The sequence below is a fragment of the Aeromonas sp. JL9 genome, from assembly GCF_024436075.1.
GTDB lineage: Bacteria > Pseudomonadota > Gammaproteobacteria > Enterobacterales > Aeromonadaceae > Aeromonas > Aeromonas veronii.
This window is the reverse complement of record NZ_JANFNV010000010.1, coordinates 126020-145401: the sequence shown is the minus strand read 5'-3', so window position 1 is coordinate 145401 and position 19382 is coordinate 126020. Positions and strand designations below refer to the sequence as shown.

Below are 19382 nucleotides of genomic sequence, written 5' to 3'. Positions count from 1 at the left end.
CTTGTCATTGAACACCTCAGGTCATGGTGGCGACTGTACCACCTAAAATGGTGTCCGGGATGATTAGACCACTACAGCCCACCCCTTAAATGAACAAGGCCCACATCGCTGCGAGCCTTGCCGCATCTGGTGCCGGTAATAGGAGTCGAACCTACGACCTTCGCTAGTAGTTAAGATCTCCAATAGACAATTGAAGTGTAAGATTGTGAGTTTGACAAACTCTCCAAGCGAACTACCCTTTGAGTCAGAGTGGTGATTGCAAGGATGACATGATGCAACTAACAAAGGCACAACGGATTGTTCTAATACATCATTTGCCTAATACGGATGCATATCTGTCCACCTACCCTATCAATAATCATTCTCTACCTATTACGAATGGTGACTACTATATAACAGGACTCAATAACTCATCTGACTCAGATGATAGCGTTTATCTATTTCCAATATTACTAGAGGCCGATGGAACACCGTGGCATTTAGCCAATCTCTTCCTACTTAAAATAGCAACCGACAATAGAGATAATTACAAGGACACAAGGGACATACGTAAAAAGGCTTCCCTCCTGCTCGATTATAAGATTTTTTGCGAAAGCGCAAGGGGCAATAACAACGAACAGGCACCAATTGATCTCTTTGACTTCAAACACTCATTAAAATCCAAACGACCTACATGGCGGTACTATTCACATCTGATGCATGTGGAGAAACCAACACCTGGATTATTAAATGCAAAAACAGGTGCTGTATATCAATTTTATAAGTTTGCTGCAACGCTGCCGAATATTGACTTAGATCTTGAAAGAGTAGAAAAACTAACCAGCTTTACTGTTTTTAAACAAACCACCTCTGGAAATCTTTATCGCATCGATGGTGAGAAGCGCTCTCAAACTGTCAGAACAGCAGAGCCAGCACCTGTTAGCATTGGCTATGTCAGAGATGAAGGAGAGGATTTACGACCCCTGTTTCAAAAAGAACTGGATGCGCTATTAGATGCATTACAGACTGGTGAATTCGAAATAGATGAGAAGTTAATAGTTTATCTTGCATTATGCACAGGGGAGAGAAAGCAGACCATTCTCACTATGCGAATGAGGCATTTGAAATTTTTTGAGGATCAGTATTTAAGCCAAAAGAAAATGAGTTACAAATTATTTGCGAATAGCCAAAATGGTTGCGATACAAAATATGATAAACCTCACATTTTGCATGTGCCTGCCTGGTTGGGCGAAAAAATAAAAACATGGGCATTCTCGAAAAAAGCCACTGAACGCAGAGAAAAATTCAAACAAAAATACGGCGATATTTTTAACGATGATGATATGTATCTTTTTTTAAGTCCGACAGGTGACTGTCGATATATGTCCCATTTAGATCCACGCTACAAAATGACACTATCGCCAGCACTAGGCCAAGTAACGAGAAATTTGAAATTCAAATTACTGCGGATTGCAGGAAATAAAATTTCACCCGACTTTTCATTTCATTGGCTCAGAGCAACATTCGCCCTACTTTTATATAAAGGATGCCAAAAACTGATTTCAGAAAAAAAGATGCTGGCAGGGACAGAGCTCAACCATATACGCTATCGTCTGCATCATGCGCATCAATCTACTACTGAGAATTATTTAAAGTTATTCAGCCAAACCAGTGAACTACTAGAGGCTCAAGAGACATTTGAAAATGTCCTTTTCGGTGATGTATTGCAGAACAAAGATATATCCGATGAGGTCAAATGAAAATGGATCAGATAAGACATCCTGACATGATCACAAGAGAAACTATCGATCTCGAAACGAGCCAACTACTTACGTATGAAGATGCACCTGAAAAAGTTTGCCTTTTGTTACCAAAATCTATACTCAAAAATTCATTTGATATTGGCATAATTGCATACAGTGTTAGAGGTATGAAATATAAGCCTCAAAAAAATATACAAGCAGTTTGCATTGATAGTTTACAAAAGGAGCGACAATACTTTTTAACTTTGCTGTACGATCATATAGTAACTCAAAAATGGGAAGATACAACCATTTTAACTTTTCTAAAGTATATACGAACCATTCTAAACTGGACTGACAGTAACAACTACACAGGTCTATTTAAAACACCAGAGTCATTTCGTTTAGCATATATTGCGTTTACAAATCATTTAAACGACCAAATTTACCATAGAAAAATACAACCCAGTACTGCTAGCCCTAGGCAGAGAGCCATGAAAGACATGGCCACAATCCATTTTGGGGCGGAAGAAGGCAAGCATATCACCTCTGGAATTATAACTATCACCTTTGAAACTCAAGATGAAGATGCACCAGAAAAGTCGTTAGTACAACACAATGCTGAAGTATTTCTAGCCATCGCTAAAGGATATGGCTCTGCTGTTTTAGAAATGCAACCGTATCCTTGGTTACTGAAAATGCCTAACTATCATACTTATGTCTTCCCTTCAAATCTCAGCATTAAAACACCATATACAACCTCTTATGCAGATCTGTATAACTATAAGGAGGGTAGATTATCTACCGCAGACGAACTAAGTAATATTAACCATAGAACCAAATTTAAAAATTCTCACGATATAAAGAGATCACAAAAATGCATAGAAAAACATAATAGTCTTGGCTTAAATAGCCGTTATCGGATAGCAGATGCAGCAATGGCTTTAAATGCATATATGCAAGTTTTTATGCTAATGACTGGATCCTATGGTACTGAAGCTAGGCAAATTATTTATGACAACACTCTTAATATTGAGCGTCATATTACTAACAATAGCTTTAGAGCTGTGAAATTTAGAGCAGGTGGTAAGACTGTAGAATACAGCCTTGGCTCCCAACATGGCTTAAGGATTTTAAAAGACTACCTGACATTTCGCGAATATATTTTACAGGGAAAAGAGTTTAAATATCTATTCTTTAGAATAAATAACAATGGTGAACATGTTCAATATACAGAGGCAAACATAGCAGGCTTAGTGACACGAGCAAGAAAATTCTTCTTTTATAAAAAAGCTTCGATTTTACGTAGTCGTAAGGTAAGGAAATTTAAAAGCGTTCACTATCATGAAGAGAAACATGGAACAAAAATAACCGCCAAGGCCCTAAATCATGATGAAAAAACAAACCAAAAATCATATACACCATCGTCACCAGATACCAGCAAAAAAGAACTAGGTACACTATGGTCAGCAATAAAGAAAGCAGCCAAAGAAATTAAAATCACAGAAGATAAAATAGGGAATGACATATCAATCTCTACCGGCCATTGCTCTAATAAAGGGAATCCAGAAAAAATACAGGATTACACACCGATTGAACCAGACTGTAAAAAACAATTCGGTTGTTTATTTTGTTCCAAATACATAATTCATGCAGATCGTGATGATATACACAAAATATTAAGCGTGCGATACGTCATAGAACAGGTATTGAAAATGTCAACTGACACTCAAAGAACAGAAAAACTTCTTAGGGTGCTTTGCGTACGTATTGATTATCTATTAGAGCGTTTGCAAAATTATTCTGTTAAAACAAAAATGCTTATAGATAAACTGTATGTTGATGTTTTTGAGTATGGTGATTTAACAACATTTTGGTCTTTTAGGCTAGAACGTTATGCTGAAATGGGAATGATATTATGAATGTTATTACCAACAAATTGTATAACTCCCAAAGCCACTCAAACTCCAATATATACAGGCCAGACGAATTTTCTGGAGAATTAGAAACAACACCTCCATCGGATAATTTCGTTCTATGTAAGGATTCAAAGGGAAATCCAACCGCGATATATGGCAATGATATTTGGAATTTTACGCCTTATGCACCCTCTGGAAGTTCAGCCTCTAGCCTAGATTTTAAATCGATTTGCGGTGTGAATGAGGAACACACGTTACAACTAAGAAAAGAAGTCAAATGGCTTATGTTTTGTCTAATTTACAAATCAGGTTCTGGACGGCTGGGTCGGTTATGCATTTCAACCTTATATGATTATTTTCGTGTCATACATAATATTACAGATCTGGCCTCAAAACTTAGCAACAACCCATTCAACAACCGACTAATGTATATTCGCGATGTGCTAGAAAACAAAACAAATATCCAAGCTCTTGCTCACAGTAAAGACAGAAGTAAAAAATCTTTAAATGGTCTTATTTCAAAACTGGTTGATTTGGGGAAAGATAAAATTGGCTATACTGTTTGCTGTGTAAAACTATCTCGCAACAAAAATAAGGAAAAGCAACACCCAGTGATACCCGTTTCTTTATACCTCCACCTTGTAAATGCACTCACGGATGAGATGGAGAAATTACATTCTGGAACATCAAAAATAACTGCATTTTTAGTTAGGTTTTCGGAGAAAGGTTATGGCCTGACCCTCTCGTCTCAGAAAAAGACTAAAATTAAATGCCAGCCAACAATGCAAGAAGCGATTAGGGCATATGACCTAAACAGTATTTTCCCAAATGTTACAACTGTGCATGAGTTATTAAGCAGCATTAAACAGATACAATTTACATTAAAAACTGCCATTCACCTATATACTGGCATGCGTCATCAGGAGGTTATGCGCCTACCATTAAATTGCATATCCACTATTGATATACATAAAGAAGAAAAAGACGATAGTGGAAAAGTTGTTGTGCCAGCAAGAATGATAAAACTTATTTCCACCACAACAAAATACACTGGTTACAGAAAAGAAGATGCTTGGTATGCGCCAGATATTATCGTTAAAGCCATTGAAGTATTACAACGCATCACTAAAGGGCTATGTTTCGGGTCAGAAATTGCCTGTACAAATGAAACCCCTCTATTTTTAAGCGCTGGTATTTTAATAGCGCCGGTTAATGAAATTAATAACGAGGGCAAGCATGCACTATTCGGAAAAATCAAGAACCTGGGACTACCCCAGTGGTTCCTAGATGCGGTAATAACCGAAAAAGATATGGAACTGTTGAAAGCGAGCGATCCGACCCGCGACTTCGAAAATGAAAGAGATGGTAATGGAGAATTAAAGTTCAAAATTGGTGGTGTATGGCCATTGACTAGCCATCAACTCCGCCGCTCTCTAGCATTTTATGCATGTAGCTCGGGTTTTGTCTCTATTCCCACATTGAAGCGTCAGTACAAACATCTAACAGCTGAAATAACTAAATACTACAGTCGAAACCATCAGAATATCGTTTCGATCTTCGGGCACTATGATGCACAAACAGGAAAGTGGATGCTTCCTGAAACACACGTTATTTTCGATTGCCAAGCCGCCTTCACAATGGATGTTGCGGAACAATTTATTAATGACCTACTAGAAGATGAGCCACTATTTGGTAAATCAGGTAGCTATATGTCGAGACAAGCAGAACGAATTTTTGATGGTGAGGTCAGTATTGTTGAGTTTAGAGCGACAACAGAGGAAAAAATTAAAAATGGCGAAATCGTATATAACAAAACTCTGTTGGGGGGGTGCACTAACATTAATGGTTGCGATTGCCGTATCCTAGGTGAGTTTACTGATTGTTTAAGCTCGGATTGTGCTGTAATAAAACGGGATAAAGTAGAAAAACAAATCCTTGAAATTCAAAAGGCAATGCAATTCTATGCACCAAAAGATGGTGAATATCAGGTATTAGAGGCTGAATTAGACAGTCTTAATAAATTTAAGAAATATCAAATGAACAAGGATTAAAGTTATGAAGAGCAATAATGGACTGGAAAAGTGTTATGCTGCCTTCCAACGATTAAAAGAGGGTAAGCCTGAACTGGCGAAGTACAAAAACTTAGCTCCATCAGCAATTACCCTCTCTGTTGTATCACAAGAAGCAGGTTTAGATGCAGGGTACTTAAAACCGAAAAGAGAAAAACATCAACCATTAATCACACTCATCAACGCATACAAAAATGAAATAGAGTCTCCTAGAACAATAAAAAAGCGAGAACTTGAAAGTATTAAATTAGCTAAAGATTTAGGTGAGGAAGAGATAAAGTCACTAAAAATGCAGTTAGATGCCGCATTAGGCAGAGAATTACTATTGGTTCGCCAGTTACAAAAACTTGAAGAAAAAATTGAAGAGTTAAAAAAAGATCTAAATACCAATGTATTGCAATATTGAATACAAACATGACAGATACAAGATCAGTACAGATCGAGTTATCACCTGACACCGATCTCAAACCAGTGTCTTGTTTTGGCTACTTTTGGGCATACTGCCTTTTAGAGCCTATTCAACGTGCTGTAGGAGACAGCCCTTCCATCATCCAGCATCATGGTCAACCCGCTCCTACGGATACTCTAAAGTTCAATGAGTTCGCCTAGTTAGGGAGAAATTGATATCCCTGTGCAACCTTGCTTACATAAGTCTGATGATTGCGTAGAACTGCTGACTGCCATCAGCTGATTACCACCACTTCTTAAGTGGATCATCAAAATGGCTATCTCTCCTTGCCTTGTTCATCAACTCCCTTTTCTCTTGTTCATTCAAACTAACCAAATTATTTGAAATTACATTAAAAAACAGTTCAGGATGAAGAATGTAGTTTGTTGAATCAAGAAAATCTTGATTTACACGAAGTGATAGGTACTCCAACCGTTCTACGAAGCACTTGTAAACTGAGCCACTTTTATCGTTATTTTTTCTAGCTTTGTCCGCAAGAACCTCTATCTCTCGCGTCAAGAATGAGTTAACCAGCTCAGCCTGGGCAGGAACATTTGCACACAATGTTTTAAATGAATCAACCCACCACCGCTTAAACGGAATAGAGGAAAATGCACAACTACCGCCAAGCCAGGATGACCGATACCCAATATCTAATCTACGAGTCGCCTTGTTTGAAGACAAAGGGAAAAATTTTTCAATACTATCGAGCCGTGAGCTGAGCCTGAAGCCAGCAGTCCCCTCTGCCTCATATACCTCACCAGTGTTGTAGCTGCCAATATGGTGGTATAGAACCGTACCAAAGGGGGCGCTACGTTGGTCTTCTACTAACTGGTATAAAGCAAAAGACCTACAATCTCCCAGATCCCACCCAACCTTTAAATCTTCACACAGGCTAGCATTGGTAGAAAACGTACTATTGAATTCATTTATGATTTCGGAAAACGTATCCATATGTCCCCCCACCTTAACTCACGTAATTAGCTATCATAAGCCTGGCTTGACCTTGATGATAACCTTGCACTGGTCATCCTTAATCCCATAACCAGTACATCCCCAAAAGTCACCATACTGACCATTACGGATTTTCATTGGTCGTCCGCACTCAGGGCATATTTTAATTTTGCAACCACAAAGAGAATTATTGCAAACGCTCTCATTCCTTGTGTCAATTGAGGGTGAGTGGCATTTCTCACACACTCTAGCCTTTCCTACAGGACAGCCAAAACCTGTGCTACAAGCATAGAAATCACTATACGGCCCCTTGACCAACCTTAGATAGCCATCTGTACAGTATGGGCACTTGAACCTTTTTTTTGATTCCTCACTGAATGCTTTTGAAACAACATTTATCTTGTATTTTGGCGAGAGTAACTCCGTCACAAAATCGGATGGTGCTGTAGGATTGGCAATAATGTAGACTTTCTTCCTTGCTCGGGTAATGCCTACATACAGGAGACGCCTTTCCTCAGAATGAGGATATGGGTCTAGAGATGGCAGCAGAGATTCAACTATAAGGTTGTCTTTATTTTCATTAGGGAATCCCATCTTTCCTTGAAAAAAGCCGATCAAAATTCCATAGTCTGCCTCTAACCCCTTAGATTTATGGAAGCTCCAGAAGTTAACATTGCGTAAACTATTCATCTGTTTTAATGCACTCTTAGCCTCATTTAAAAGATAGTTATAACGAGCAATAACGGCGATGCTTCCAGTCGCATCATTCTCTCTAATCTTTTGAACAACCTCAGCGACTCTTTTATTCAAACCTCCTTTTTCTGGGGATTTGTCATCAAGCAGATAAATCTGTGAATCCTCAACCACAGTATGCGTTTCTATATACTTTTTATACTGTTCAGGATTTTCCATAATGAACTGACCAGCAGTATCGGCAATGCTATTGTTATAGCGGAAAGTCTTTTGTAGTTTAGTAAGCGTGTAGCTACCAACGATTTCACCAAAGCGAGTTGTTAGCTCTAACTTTCCACCATTAAATCGATAAATTGACTGCCAATCATCACCAACGACAGTTAGTGATGGCTGTGGCCCATTTTTAATGATGGTCTGGATGAACTCCATTCGAGCTGTTGATATATCCTGGAACTCATCAACCAGTATGTATCGCCATTCAGGAATATATTTGCCAGCATTTACCTCCTGAATCGCTCTGATTATCATGTCATCAAAGTCAATTGCATTCTGTTCTCTGAGCTCACTGATATATGCATGATGAAGCAAATCCAAGATTTCTGAGAGCTTCTTGGAATGATGCACTCCAGTAGCATCGAACCTACTCTGTATGGACTCTTTCGTGAGGCGTTCAACTCGAATGGATTGGAGGGCTTTTGTCAAAAGTTCACCCCAGCCTGTGATATGACCCATATCACGCAGCTTGTTGAACAGTTCATCAGGAGATAATGGATTAAGAACGACACCATTATCTAACAGCTTTTTCTTGAGGTTTTCCAGTAAAACACCCTCTATCCATTCATAATGGAATGTCTCAATTAAAACAGTTCCACATTCATTATGCAGCATTCTTTTATTATTAATGGACTGATTATAAGAAACACGATCTATATCCGGCCTAGTTCTTCCATTACGGTCTATACCAAAATGCTCAATATAAAGTTCAGGTTCTATGATTTTAAAGTCTGGGCGATAGTCAAAACCAATATCAATGCGCCGTTTGGTCACATATGGAGACTCATACTTATAGTCAACACCATTCTCATAAAGGAAATTTGCTATAAGGAGTTCCTGATAGCCCTTAACGAGATCACTATTGAGGGTTCTAAATTCGTTGTCCCTGATATACGCTTCATATTCTGATTTTGACTTAAAATCAAAAGGGTTAACGGGTTCTGGGAACATGTTTATAAAGTCATAAATTCTATCGATATCTGATGATAAATATTCTTCAAGCCATGAGGTGACCCATAGTTTTAGCTTTACGTCATCCTCAGTAAAAATAGATATGTTGGTATCAACGTTTGAATTACGTAGAATCATCCTGCCTAACGCATGGAAAGTAGCAATCTCTGGAGTCGATTCTAGCTCAATATTAGACTTCTTAGCTTTATCTTCGAGGCGTTCACTCAGTTCGCCCGCAGCAGTCTTATTATATGCAAGAACCAAGATCTCCGATGGCTTCGCTAATCCTCGGTCTATCAAATCGAGGGTCTTAGCAACCATGACGGATGTTTTTCCAGTACCAGCTGCTGCAAGTACCATATTCCTATCATTTGAACGTAATACGCCTAAACGCTGTTCATTAGTTAATGGATTTGATTCTACTACATCAAAGAACTCTTTTCTTTTTATAAGTTGATACTCTTCGTGCTGCTCGCGTATGTAGTCAATATTAAGAGGATGGTATGATATTAGGTTTTTTACCTTCTCTATTAGTTCAGGATTTAAATATCTTTCCCATTGTTCGCTCTGGGCCTCATAGTCGCGGCTCAATGACATACATATCTGAGCAAGATTGATCACCCAAGAATCTCTTGGGTACTCGTCAAAAGCAAGACTATTAAACTCAGTAACTTTCTGCTCTATTGTTGTTGTAATGTGTTTTGCTATTAAAGTATTTAGCGACTCAACGAAGCTATCTGAATCAGCGCATCTAATAAACTTATGTTTTTTAGTCTTATTTCCAATCTTGTAGGTAAGTATCCCGCCTAGAAGTCTTCTTTCAAAAGTTGCAAAACTGGTGAAATTGGAAGCAGAGTAATTTTCTAAAATAGTATCTTTTTTTGAGGATACTAAATTATCTCCCTGCACAACAATAGTATCTGAGCCAAGGATTTTCCCAATGAAGTTAAATGAGAGCTTGGCTATGGAATCATTCATTAACAACTCTCTAATTAATGCGTCATGCGACTTATTTACTTGCCCACAAGTTGTGGTGCCAAATGAGTGATATCGTAACAGATTACAGGCGTTGTTTGGTCACAAACCTATGAGTAGAGAAAACTAGATGAGATGGCGATCACACCGAGCTGAATCTAAGTTGTGGTTTGGGCCTGTGAAGCCAACTGGCTGCACACCAGGCTAAACCTCTTACTTCTCACCACTCGAAGTAAAGCTCTATCTGCTCACAGCAAGTGATGAAGATTGCAACTGATGCTTACTATCGCAGTTACCTCTCACGCACCTACGAAGGCCAAGACCAAGCGTATAGCTCAGCGAACCCTGTTGCTCGGCTTGCGCAAAAAATAGATGTGGTATTTATGATGTATATACAACATTTATTATTTCCACCATGATATGTGCATCGTCACTTAGGAGCTCATTCATATGGGAAGAACATCGTTTGTCATCAATCCTGAAAGACTGAGAGGTCTGCGCGTTGAATCAGGTCTGACCCAACAAATGTTGATGAGTAAGGCTTACAAGATTTTGGGGCGCTCTCCAGAGGCCGCTCCAAAAACCCTCATTGGTCATTACCAGCGAGTAGAAAAGAACGGACATACCAGCAAGGCTTTGGCTGATGCTCTAGCTCAAGCGCTTGAAACAACTGTAGAGGTACTACAAGGAAAAGATACTCCTGAGCCATATCACTATATAGATAAATTAGTCAAACAACTAAAAGCACAGCTGGAACTCGGCAATAACCTAGCGCTTAACACTGAGTTCTCTGAGTGGCAAAGAAAATATAATAGTGAATGTCCCGATATAGACGAAGACATCCATGGTTTTGCAAAAGATCTTGGCATCCAAATAGAACTGGCTCAATTGATTGGACAACCTGACGAGTTAATAAAACTTCGAGATATTACAGGTTGGAGTAGCGAGCAAATTCTAAATCCTGCTAATGTACATGGTCACTGGTTTATCCGTAAGACTGTAATGGACTCAATAAGTACAAGTTTGGAGTATGGCCTTAGTGAGATTATGTGGGAGGTACAAGATGTCATCAAGAAGGTGAGTCATTACTATACAGAGGATATGCATATCAGCATTAAGCATGCATATCCCTGGATACATGTAGATCTTATCCACCCTAGAATGAGTGACTTCCATAAAACCACTTTCATTTTTTCAAGGACGTTACCTAAGCCTGATGGATTAAAATGGGTGTCACCTAGTGAAGCAGATAAATGGATGTTGTCTGAGCTAGACCGAATAGCATTTGATGAAGCAAATTTTGTAACCTTAAATGATGGTTTTAATTATCCATCAGACATAACAAATTTAAGACTGAAAATCATTGAGATAACTGATCATGCTAAGAGCAGGATTGCATATTCCGAAGGTTGGTTTACTGACCAAGAAGATTCGGTATTTAACAGGTTTATAGTTAGTGGTAGATCTCATGCCTGGATAGTTAATAAGCTTACTAGTGGTCTAGCAGAGGGATTGCGTACTCATCTTCATCAACTACCTGAGGTCTCATGGAAGGTCAGTGCGAATAATGGAAGAATTAATTTAACCTGTGACACGTGGAGGTTATCTGCGGAAAAACGTAGAAAACTCGGCTTTTACAATCTAAATTATACTATTTCGTTAGTTGAACTGATGCCAGATGGTAGCTATCGATCTGCACCGTGGTCTAAAAAAAGCATAGAAGATGCAGCTAATAATATAAAAAGACAATTACAGTGGGCATGGGCATCAGAAGATTTTACCTCTGATGATGAGCAGATAAACCTTCACTTTCAGGAAATAACCAAGCTTAGAGAAACAGTTGTAGATTTAACTAATACTTCCTCATTGGGGGAGTCATGAAATATTCAACGTCTAAAGAAGTAGATGATATTGTGCGGAAATATATCAGACGTAACTGGAGATACAAGCGAGGTAAAAAACATGGTCTGCTATATCCCCCAAAATGTGGTTTATTCATCGTAGTGCCTGGCTCTCCGAGTGATAGCCTTGCAGGGTTCATTTTTAGTCAAGAGATAAGGAGACTAGAAAGGCGTGTACAGATCTAGTTATCACCTGACACCGGCCTCAAACCGGTGTCTTGCATACGCTACTTTCGTCCTCCATTCCTTTGGTATCAATTTCAGACCCTGCATCCATCATCCCATCGCTGATTACCAGCCCGATCCAGCACATTCTCCAATGAGCTCACCTGGGAGGGACTAATCACTACCCCTTTGCAACCAAGCAACCTGTCGAGACAACCATTGGTTGCATAGGTCTGATGATTGCAGCTTATTTCGTAGAACTGCTAGCGGCTATAGCCGATGGACTTGCGTTTTTCTGGGTGCAATTGAGCACCCCTTTACGGGTGGTAGCTGACGTACCACTTTCTTGTTGGTGGTCATAAGGTGACCCCAGATAAAACAGTAGGAGTACCATTTTGGTATCCAGTTTGAAGCCGTATGACCACTACCTTTTGTGGGCCGCTGTCAGGTGACTAGCATCTCCATACAAAAGCCATATCTATACAACAAGGGCTACGTATGTAATTACTTATTGTAATTATTGTTGTCGTTCATATATTTTAAAAACTCCAGAGTTTCGAGTGGACGCGCATATAAATAACCTTGGAGATAATCCACATCACTCATTCTTAGATATTCTTCTTGATAAGTAGTTTCTATTCCTTCGGCAACAATTGATAATTTTAGCTTCTTTGCTAAAGTAATTACACTATCAACGATGAATCGTGATTCAGGCTCATCATCAATTCTTGATATGAATGACCTGTCAATTTTAATGCAGTTGAAATTAAATGTTTGAAGTGTAATTAAACTTGAATGTCCAGTACCAAAATCATCTAATGCAAGCTCAATACCTATGGATGATAGAGTTTCAAGCCTTTCCATCACCGTAACACTGTAATTAAGAATACTCCTCTCTGTAAGCTCTAACATCAGAGAAAACTTTGGTTTCTCGCACAGCTCCTGAAAATGAAGGCAATCACTAATCAATGAATCTAATTGTAGATGATGAGATGTTATATTAAAAGCAATATGAAAACCATCAGGAAATAAGTCTTGATTCGATTTTATTATATTAGCAACATCGGCCATCATCTTGCTTGTCATATTGATTATTAGTCCTGACGCCTCAGCTTGTGGAATAAATATATCAGGAGGAATAATTCCGTCATCAGGATGGTTCCACCGCATAAGAACTTCAACACCTATCACCTTATTGGTCTTTGATTCAATTAATGGTTGAAAATATGGAATAAACTCTCCATTATGCAGTGCTATCGTCATTTGTTCTGTATATGAAAAAGGTTTACTTATAACTTTTAAAATTAGTCCAGCAATGATTGTGCTTATAGTAATAAGTAAGAGTATAAGTAATCCATACTTCTCTTTAAATTTAAAGAGCAAATCTCTCGCACTTATATAGCTATATATAGAATATGGATAATTCTTGGATTTAATATCTGATGAGAATGCTGGGTTTACTGTTTCCAATCTAGCATTATATTCACCATTATTGTTAAGGCTTTTATTCCCCACCCTAAACTCTATAGGCATACCATCTTTTGAAATCCTAAGTATTATTTTAATATAATCACCATCAATAGAGACAAGAACTGATATACTTTTTCCGTTTTTTTTATAAATAACTAATGGGTGATTGGCCAAAATGTTATTACCAGACATCAAATATAGCTTGTCGCTATAGTAATCGTCATGATTCAGATACATTCGATCGTGTGAAATATCCCCGAGAAGTGAAGAGCAAAAAAACATACCACTATCGTTAGCTAATGTAATTGCCCTCACAAACGGAACAAGTGCGACTTTCTCTCTTAGCACTAAAATTTCTGCATCACATTGACCATCTGATTCTGCAAGCACTTGAGCACTAGCTTTTTCTGCATATGAAAAAACTTGATCCAATAACTCAACTGCCTTATGAGTCGAAGTCGAGAGCTGTTGACGTATATCTCCTATAAATTGGTAACAAAAAACAGATAGACCGATGCTGATTAAAATTATGAAGCTTAGTGTGGCTACGGCATATCTATGCGTTTTGGTCTTTAATCTTCGAGTAAACAAGGCTTGCCCCTTAATAAATAATATCACGGTATATTTTAAATATAGCACATCTGATTTTCCTCACTTATAAAAAGCGCATCATAAATGATGCGCAAAAGACACTCGCAGATTGATAAAACTATGGGCATTTGAGAAATAGACTCTAAGAATAGATTTGGGGTATAACTTCTCCTTTTCGAACTAACTATTCGATTATTAAACAAAATGGCCAAAACACAAGATAAAAAAAATAATCGCAAAGAGAACGATTAAATGAAATTTGGTGGATAAGTAATTTCTGTGACCACCACGTTATTTATCAATAAGTTAGCAATGTATTACAATCAACAAGGTCATCATGGCAAACTTGGCCACGCGCGCCCGAAGCAGTGTAATAAATTTAAATAATAATAAATAATTATTTTTATTTTCTTGTTTTTATTGGCTTTTTTACTACACTTGTCTGTATCAATACCGATAAGCGTATTGAATGGAGAACATGAGCATAATGAGTGTGAATATATATTTTGACCCAATCTCAGGCAGGATTTTTTCAAACAGCTCTGAGGTAGGGCGGTTGAATTATAGTGAGAGACTGGTGTTTGAACTTCTCATTAAAGAGAAGAATAAGATCGTTCCTAAGGATGAATTGCTGGCAGCAGGTTGGCCAGGGAGAGTAGTAGTACCCAATTCTCTGAACATTGCTATCAAGAGCATAAGAGGAACACTTGAAAGAGCTGGAGTTCACAGTGAACCAGAAACCATACCTAAAATGGGTTACAAATTAAGTGTGGATATTATCTGTATCGACAGTGAACTAGATATCCCACAGCAAGTACAAACACATTCACTCAGTGAACCAGCTAACCTATTACCTGAGAAAAATAGTGATAATGAAACCATTGTGCAAAATGCTAACAAGAAAAGTTTTCATCAGTCCAAACTACATGCTACTGAATTGAGTTTAGGAAAGATAAAGTCTTTCATTTATAGATATGCATACTATCTTTACGTTTCATTTGTTCTGCTGACATCAGCTACATTATATTTAGCTAGGATAATTGCAGAGCCTGACTTCTATTGTGTAGAGTATGGGAAATCAAGTTTTTGTGGTGCGCATCAAATTAGTAAAAGTGATATACCAAGTGAATTTTTGAATGATGATACTGAAGGGACTTACTGGTTTACGGAGCGTGATAATGAGTTCATGTTTATTAAAGTTGATTAAATGGTCATGGCCGGTGCTATTTATAATTCCAGGTGTATATCCATTTATTAATGGTTTCGGATGTAAGTATACTTTTATACATGATGGTAAATATAACTTACAAGAAGGGGTTTGTAAGGCCGGGATCCTTGATGTTTATATAAAAAATAAAGTGGATGAGTCGGTGATTTTAAAACGATTCCTATGGGGATCGTCAAGCAACTATATATATACATACTATATAAAACAACAAGAAATAAAGCCACCCAAAGACCATGGGATTGATAGAATAAATAAGCTGTATGATACATCCCCTCTCATTTCAGGATATAGAGTGAAAATTGCGAAGGCTGATAGTACATACTTGACTTTTTATGATCAACCTCTTGAAATAATTTATGTCAGTAAAGTTAGGGGGAAAATGGGATTGGTAAATTGATAGGGAACTTCATTGGGTTGATATCAAAACATATTTACTGATGACTAATAAACAATAAGGTACCTGGATTAGCACAGGTGCCTTATTTTAAATTATTTTGGTTTTTTATAACTGATTTTAAATCGCAAGTTAAATGAGTGATTTATATCTTTAGACAGGTAGTGAAATTGCAGAGAAATAGCAAGTTAGATTATTGTCAAGGTGTGGCATTTGAAATGAAAAGGTATTGTTTATGGTGAGGAATTGTATTTTGTTTATAATACTTTGCTTGTGTTCTTAAATTTCAGCACTAAGGTTATCCAGTTTTACTACAGCATTATCATTTAAATAAGCGATTATGTTAAAACATCCCATCCCAAACTGATCGCCCCATTTCAGTCTGCGAGCGATAGCCCCCCCCGATACCTTAATCCAGTATGCCAGCGTCTTCTCTTGCATTAACAGAACCATTTCATTATTGGTATCCCTTTTTCCATACACTGCTGCATCTTGCGATACTTTAGTCTGGCTCCACGAGATTATACTTTGCTACCACAATAATGTTGAACACAATGTTTATCACATTCATAATTTCCGCCGTGCGTACTTTCTTACAATGCCCCTTAGCGGTGTGTGGGCACGGCACGGTTGCTGACACCATTTTAATCCAGAGGACACAGTGGCACATTCGCTCGAACACAAAGTCGAGCAGATCCCTAGCTCTCTCACAGATTGAGGCGAAAAATCCTCTTGAGTAACAGGCTGGTAGAGGCCTAGTTAGTGTAAATAGGCAGTGGATATCTCATCTGTGGTGGTCGTGGTGAACCCGTTTGAAGCAAGAGCAATACTGAGTGAACTGCGATTAATCAGAAGCTTGTAATGTTGAGGTAAGTAGGTGAAAGGGTCATGATGCAGCTTAGAAGGGAATCACGATGATTGGCTTACAGCGTCCTCAGTTAGTTACATTCAAGCGGCATCGATTTGGGAGCAAATGTCCTCCTTTGCAGCTGTCTCAGCCCTCCATGTTTTTAGCAATCATGTCACTCAGAACATGTGAATATATAGATGATGTCTTGGCTGATGTTCAGTATAAACAAAAGACAGGTGTGACCGTTTTATATAAAATATTGAAATGTATATTCATAGTGTTTTTTATATATTAAACATACGGCAGCTGAAAAAAATTTTCAAGCAATTTCTTCATAGATAAATCATGTTAAGAATATTATTAACCATAAAAAAGTACGTGTAGTGGCTTACAAGCTATGAACAAGAGAATGTTCATAGCTTGTAAGCATAGTCATAACACAGTTGCTTTAGTTACATTCTGCTATATAGTGATTAAAGTCATGACCAGTGATGAAGTTATCTTTATTGAGATTGATTTGGCATTGTCCTTTATTCCATACAACATCAACTTTCTTTACATCCAATGGAAGCGCTGGAATAAATATAGTCCCATCACCTTCAGCGATGATAGGGTTACTGTAACCAGCAACACTAACCCTAGCTCCAAAAGGCACTTCAATAGCACTGTTACTAGACAGTTCAATAAGAAGTGGCAAGCCTGTATTAGCTGATAGCTTTTTATATAATACGGCCCCCTGTGATGCTACACCTGTGGTTGAGAGGGTCGGAAGCTCAACATTATCAGGTAAGTTATTAACGTCAATAGTTGCCCTTGATAATCCATACGGTTGAATATTATCTACTATAGCTAGGCCGTGAGAATTGCTAGACTCATACTTGTCCTGAGTGTACTTTATCCCTTCAACTTCGGGTGTATGAACCAACATAATTGTCTCAGACATGCGCTCAGTGAACTTCATTCCATGCTCGCTAAATAAAGCTCCACCTTTCGCCCCAACCCTCATACTATCACCAGATGGACTAGTAGATGCAAACGCCTTGATTTCTGATACTCCTGTATGGTAGGTCGTTGACCCTCCAAGCGATGATGCTGATTCACTATCTTGCTTGCTTACATATGCCGTCCAATCCCCATCATCATGAATGCCTGATGCTGAAATACTAGTGGCGCCGCCTTTAGAACTGAATACTCTCGATAGGCTCCCACGGTTCAATCCAATTAAATTTAGCGGAACAGAAATAGACAATCCAAAAATGCTTTCTGCGTCATTTTTAATATCGCTTTTCAACGTTCTTGTATAATTAAGGCTATAGTTGACATCATGAACTCTCCCACTAAGCCCTGCAATGCCCTGCATAGTAACTCCACTTTTTGTATAGCTACTCTCTGTCAGTCCGATATTAGCAGAAATAGCAGAATTTGGAATTGTTGTATAGAGTGAAATACTATTAGCCTGGCTAATTAAGTTATTATGGATGTCATTATAAAGAAATGAGCGATGAGTTATATTTAAATCAGTATTAAATTCAGTGAAAGACTTACGGTAACTGATATCTACATAATCTCTATCCACATCACTAACTATTTTCACACTAGATTCGCCATAGATACCAAGAGATGCATCGGCCACAACCCCTAATGCCCCCCCCTTATTTGACACATCTGCACCATATGTCATTGATAGCCAATCCGTTACACCATATTGGTAGGTGGCCATGATAAAACTATTATCATCGTTGCTATCCACACCACCACTAATATAATAAAATGATGAGCCATATTTAAGCGCGCTATTTGAAACTCTATTAGGAATGGTTGTTTTAATAATCCGTCCATTATCACCTTCAATTTCAACATCAATATCTGACTGTGATATGGTTATATAGTCGTTTATTTCATGACTTCCAGCAAAAAAATACGACTCATAGATTTTTTGTTTGTTTTGGTAAAGTCTTACGACTGAATTTTCCAATAAAATTATCGGGATTGATGGTACCGCTACATTCTCATATGGTGAGTGCAGTCTTGGTTCGATTATGTACTCGGCACCAGTAAAATATCTAGAGTCAAAGAGATTTTGCTGTGTTGACTTCTTACCGAAAAACATCGCTGCTTTGCTATCAACTATAGGTCTATATATGTAAATGTCCCTGCTGTTAAAACTAATTTTATTGGCATAATCTTGCGTTAAATTTGAATTTGATATGAAACGCCACGCATCTATGTTTGCTTGCGTTGATAATGTAGCAAAGCTGCTCCTTTTACTGCCACTACTATTATTGTCAGTAATAAACTGTGTTGCAGTATCATAATTTACTCGAAAGGCATTAATACCATGATCCAATGCTTTAATATTTTTCTCATAATCGGTCATGATTAAGTTTTTATTTGCGGATAAGTCAATCGACATGTTATTATTATCGTATTGGTATTCAATGATTCCATGGATAGGAACAATACAACCGTGTTCATTAAATGATAAATGTCGACTATCAGACTTAATTCCTAATAATTGCAGAAGCTCAGTATTAATGCATGGTACAGTTTTTCCTGCATTTTCAATAAAGCGAACCTTAACCTCACCAGATGATATCGAGTTCACATTAACAACAATATCATACACACCAGGGAGCATTTCGTTATTTACGATTGCATTCGCATCTTTTATTGGGTTTGGCAATAAATTAAAGTCAAAGTTAGCAGCAAAAACAGGGTTCACTACTATGAACATGCCGAAAAACAGCCTAAACATGTTTACGCCTTATTGAAAACCTAAA

The 19382-nt window shown here is 37.9% G+C and carries 11 protein-coding genes and 1 pseudogene; 7 read left to right on the top strand and 5 right to left on the bottom strand.

Translation table 11 applies throughout. The annotated features are described in order from the left end of the window. Positions 1-269: 269 nt before the first annotated feature. Genes NOM06_RS10225 through NOM06_RS10210 form a run of 4 tightly spaced genes read left to right on the top strand, consistent with a single transcriptional unit; the run spans position 270 to position 6115 of the window. Entirely contained in the window at positions 270-1739 is a 1470-nt protein-coding gene (locus tag NOM06_RS10225; protein ID WP_255911461.1) for a site-specific integrase, read from the top strand. Further along, entirely contained in the window at positions 1736-3643 is a 1908-nt protein-coding gene (locus NOM06_RS10220; protein ID WP_255911459.1) for a hypothetical protein, read from the top strand. Before NOM06_RS10225 ends, NOM06_RS10220 begins: the two co-directional genes overlap by 4 nt. After that, positions 3640-5691 (top strand): hypothetical protein, encoded by a 2052-nt coding sequence (locus NOM06_RS10215; protein ID WP_005361864.1) that lies wholly within the window; start codon positions 3640-3642, stop codon positions 5689-5691. The genes NOM06_RS10220 and NOM06_RS10215 overlap by 4 nt, the downstream gene beginning before the upstream one ends. 4 nt (positions 5692-5695) lie before the next feature. Then, on the top strand, positions 5696-6115 hold the full coding sequence (locus NOM06_RS10210) for a hypothetical protein (RefSeq protein ID WP_005361866.1): 420 nt from the start codon (positions 5696-5698) through the stop codon (positions 6113-6115). Positions 6116-6400: 285 nt separating this feature from the next. Here the strand turns inward: NOM06_RS10210 and NOM06_RS10205 are convergent, their stop codons facing one another. Together NOM06_RS10205 and NOM06_RS10200 are read right to left on the bottom strand one after the other, a co-directional pair. After that, positions 6401-7111: a hypothetical protein gene (locus NOM06_RS10205; protein ID WP_255911457.1), complete on the bottom strand. Its 711-nt coding sequence runs from the start codon at positions 7109-7111 to the stop codon at positions 6401-6403. Between the two features lie 33 nt (positions 7112-7144). After that, a complete protein-coding gene (locus NOM06_RS10200) occupies positions 7145-10006 on the bottom strand; it encodes a UvrD-helicase domain-containing protein (protein WP_255911455.1) in 2862 nt (953 codons plus the stop codon). A gap of 447 nt (positions 10007-10453) precedes the next feature. On the opposite strand from NOM06_RS10200, the gene NOM06_RS10195 reads away from it, so the two are divergent. Further along, positions 10454-11884: a hypothetical protein gene (locus NOM06_RS10195; protein WP_255911453.1), complete on the top strand. Its 1431-nt coding sequence runs from the start codon at positions 10454-10456 to the stop codon at positions 11882-11884. Between the two features lie 370 nt (positions 11885-12254). Here NOM06_RS10195 and NOM06_RS20920 read toward each other — a convergent pair. Further along, a pseudogene (locus NOM06_RS20920) lies at positions 12255-12356 on the bottom strand (IS481 family transposase); the annotation flags it as partial. Between the two features lie 217 nt (positions 12357-12573). Further along, on the bottom strand, positions 12574-14178 hold the full coding sequence (locus NOM06_RS10190; protein ID WP_255911451.1) for an EAL domain-containing protein: 1605 nt from the start codon (positions 14176-14178) through the stop codon (positions 12574-12576). 430 nt (positions 14179-14608) lie between these two features. Here NOM06_RS10190 and NOM06_RS10185 point away from each other — a divergent pair, with 430 nt between their 5' ends. Both NOM06_RS10185 and NOM06_RS10180 read left to right on the top strand, forming a co-directional pair. Beyond that, the gene (locus NOM06_RS10185) at positions 14609-15337 is read left to right on the top strand and encodes a winged helix-turn-helix domain-containing protein (protein WP_255911449.1); all 729 of its coding nucleotides are present in this window, start codon (positions 14609-14611) and stop codon (positions 15335-15337) included. Beyond that, positions 15309-15755, top strand: coding sequence for a hypothetical protein (locus NOM06_RS10180; RefSeq protein ID WP_255911447.1), 447 nt, complete (start codon positions 15309-15311; stop codon positions 15753-15755). The genes NOM06_RS10185 and NOM06_RS10180 overlap by 29 nt, the downstream gene beginning before the upstream one ends. Before the next feature lie 1295 nt (positions 15756-17050). On the opposite strand, the gene NOM06_RS10175 is transcribed toward NOM06_RS10180, so the two are convergent. Then, positions 17051-19357 carry a fimbria/pilus outer membrane usher protein gene (locus NOM06_RS10175; protein ID WP_255911445.1) on the bottom strand — a complete coding sequence of 769 codons (2307 nt, stop codon included), beginning with the start codon at positions 19355-19357 and terminating at the stop codon, positions 17051-17053. Positions 19358-19382: the final 25 nt, after the last annotated feature.

What these genes read in the sequence shown, in the direction of transcription:
- NOM06_RS10225 (WP_255911461.1), top strand. Translation starts at nt 270, where the DNA reads ATGATGCAACTAACAAAGGCACAACGGATTGTTCTAATACATCATTTG.
- NOM06_RS10220 (WP_255911459.1), top strand. Translation starts at nt 1,736, where the DNA reads ATGAAAATGGATCAGATAAGACATCCTGACATGATCACAAGAGAAACT.
- NOM06_RS10215 (WP_005361864.1), top strand. Translation starts at nt 3,640, where the DNA reads ATGAATGTTATTACCAACAAATTGTATAACTCCCAAAGCCACTCAAAC.
- NOM06_RS10210 (WP_005361866.1), top strand. Translation starts at nt 5,696, where the DNA reads ATGAAGAGCAATAATGGACTGGAAAAGTGTTATGCTGCCTTCCAACGA.
- NOM06_RS10205 (WP_255911457.1), bottom strand. Translation starts at nt 7,111, where the DNA reads ATGGATACGTTTTCCGAAATCATAAATGAATTCAATAGTACGTTTTCT.
- NOM06_RS10200 (WP_255911455.1), bottom strand. Translation starts at nt 10,006, where the DNA reads ATGAATGATTCCATAGCCAAGCTCTCATTTAACTTCATTGGGAAAATC.
- NOM06_RS10195 (WP_255911453.1), top strand. Translation starts at nt 10,454, where the DNA reads ATGGGAAGAACATCGTTTGTCATCAATCCTGAAAGACTGAGAGGTCTG.
- NOM06_RS10185 (WP_255911449.1), top strand. Translation starts at nt 14,609, where the DNA reads ATGAGCATAATGAGTGTGAATATATATTTTGACCCAATCTCAGGCAGG.
- NOM06_RS10180 (WP_255911447.1), top strand. Translation starts at nt 15,309, where the DNA reads ATGAGTTCATGTTTATTAAAGTTGATTAAATGGTCATGGCCGGTGCTA.
- NOM06_RS10175 (WP_255911445.1), bottom strand. Translation starts at nt 19,357, where the DNA reads ATGTTTAGGCTGTTTTTCGGCATGTTCATAGTAGTGAACCCTGTTTTT.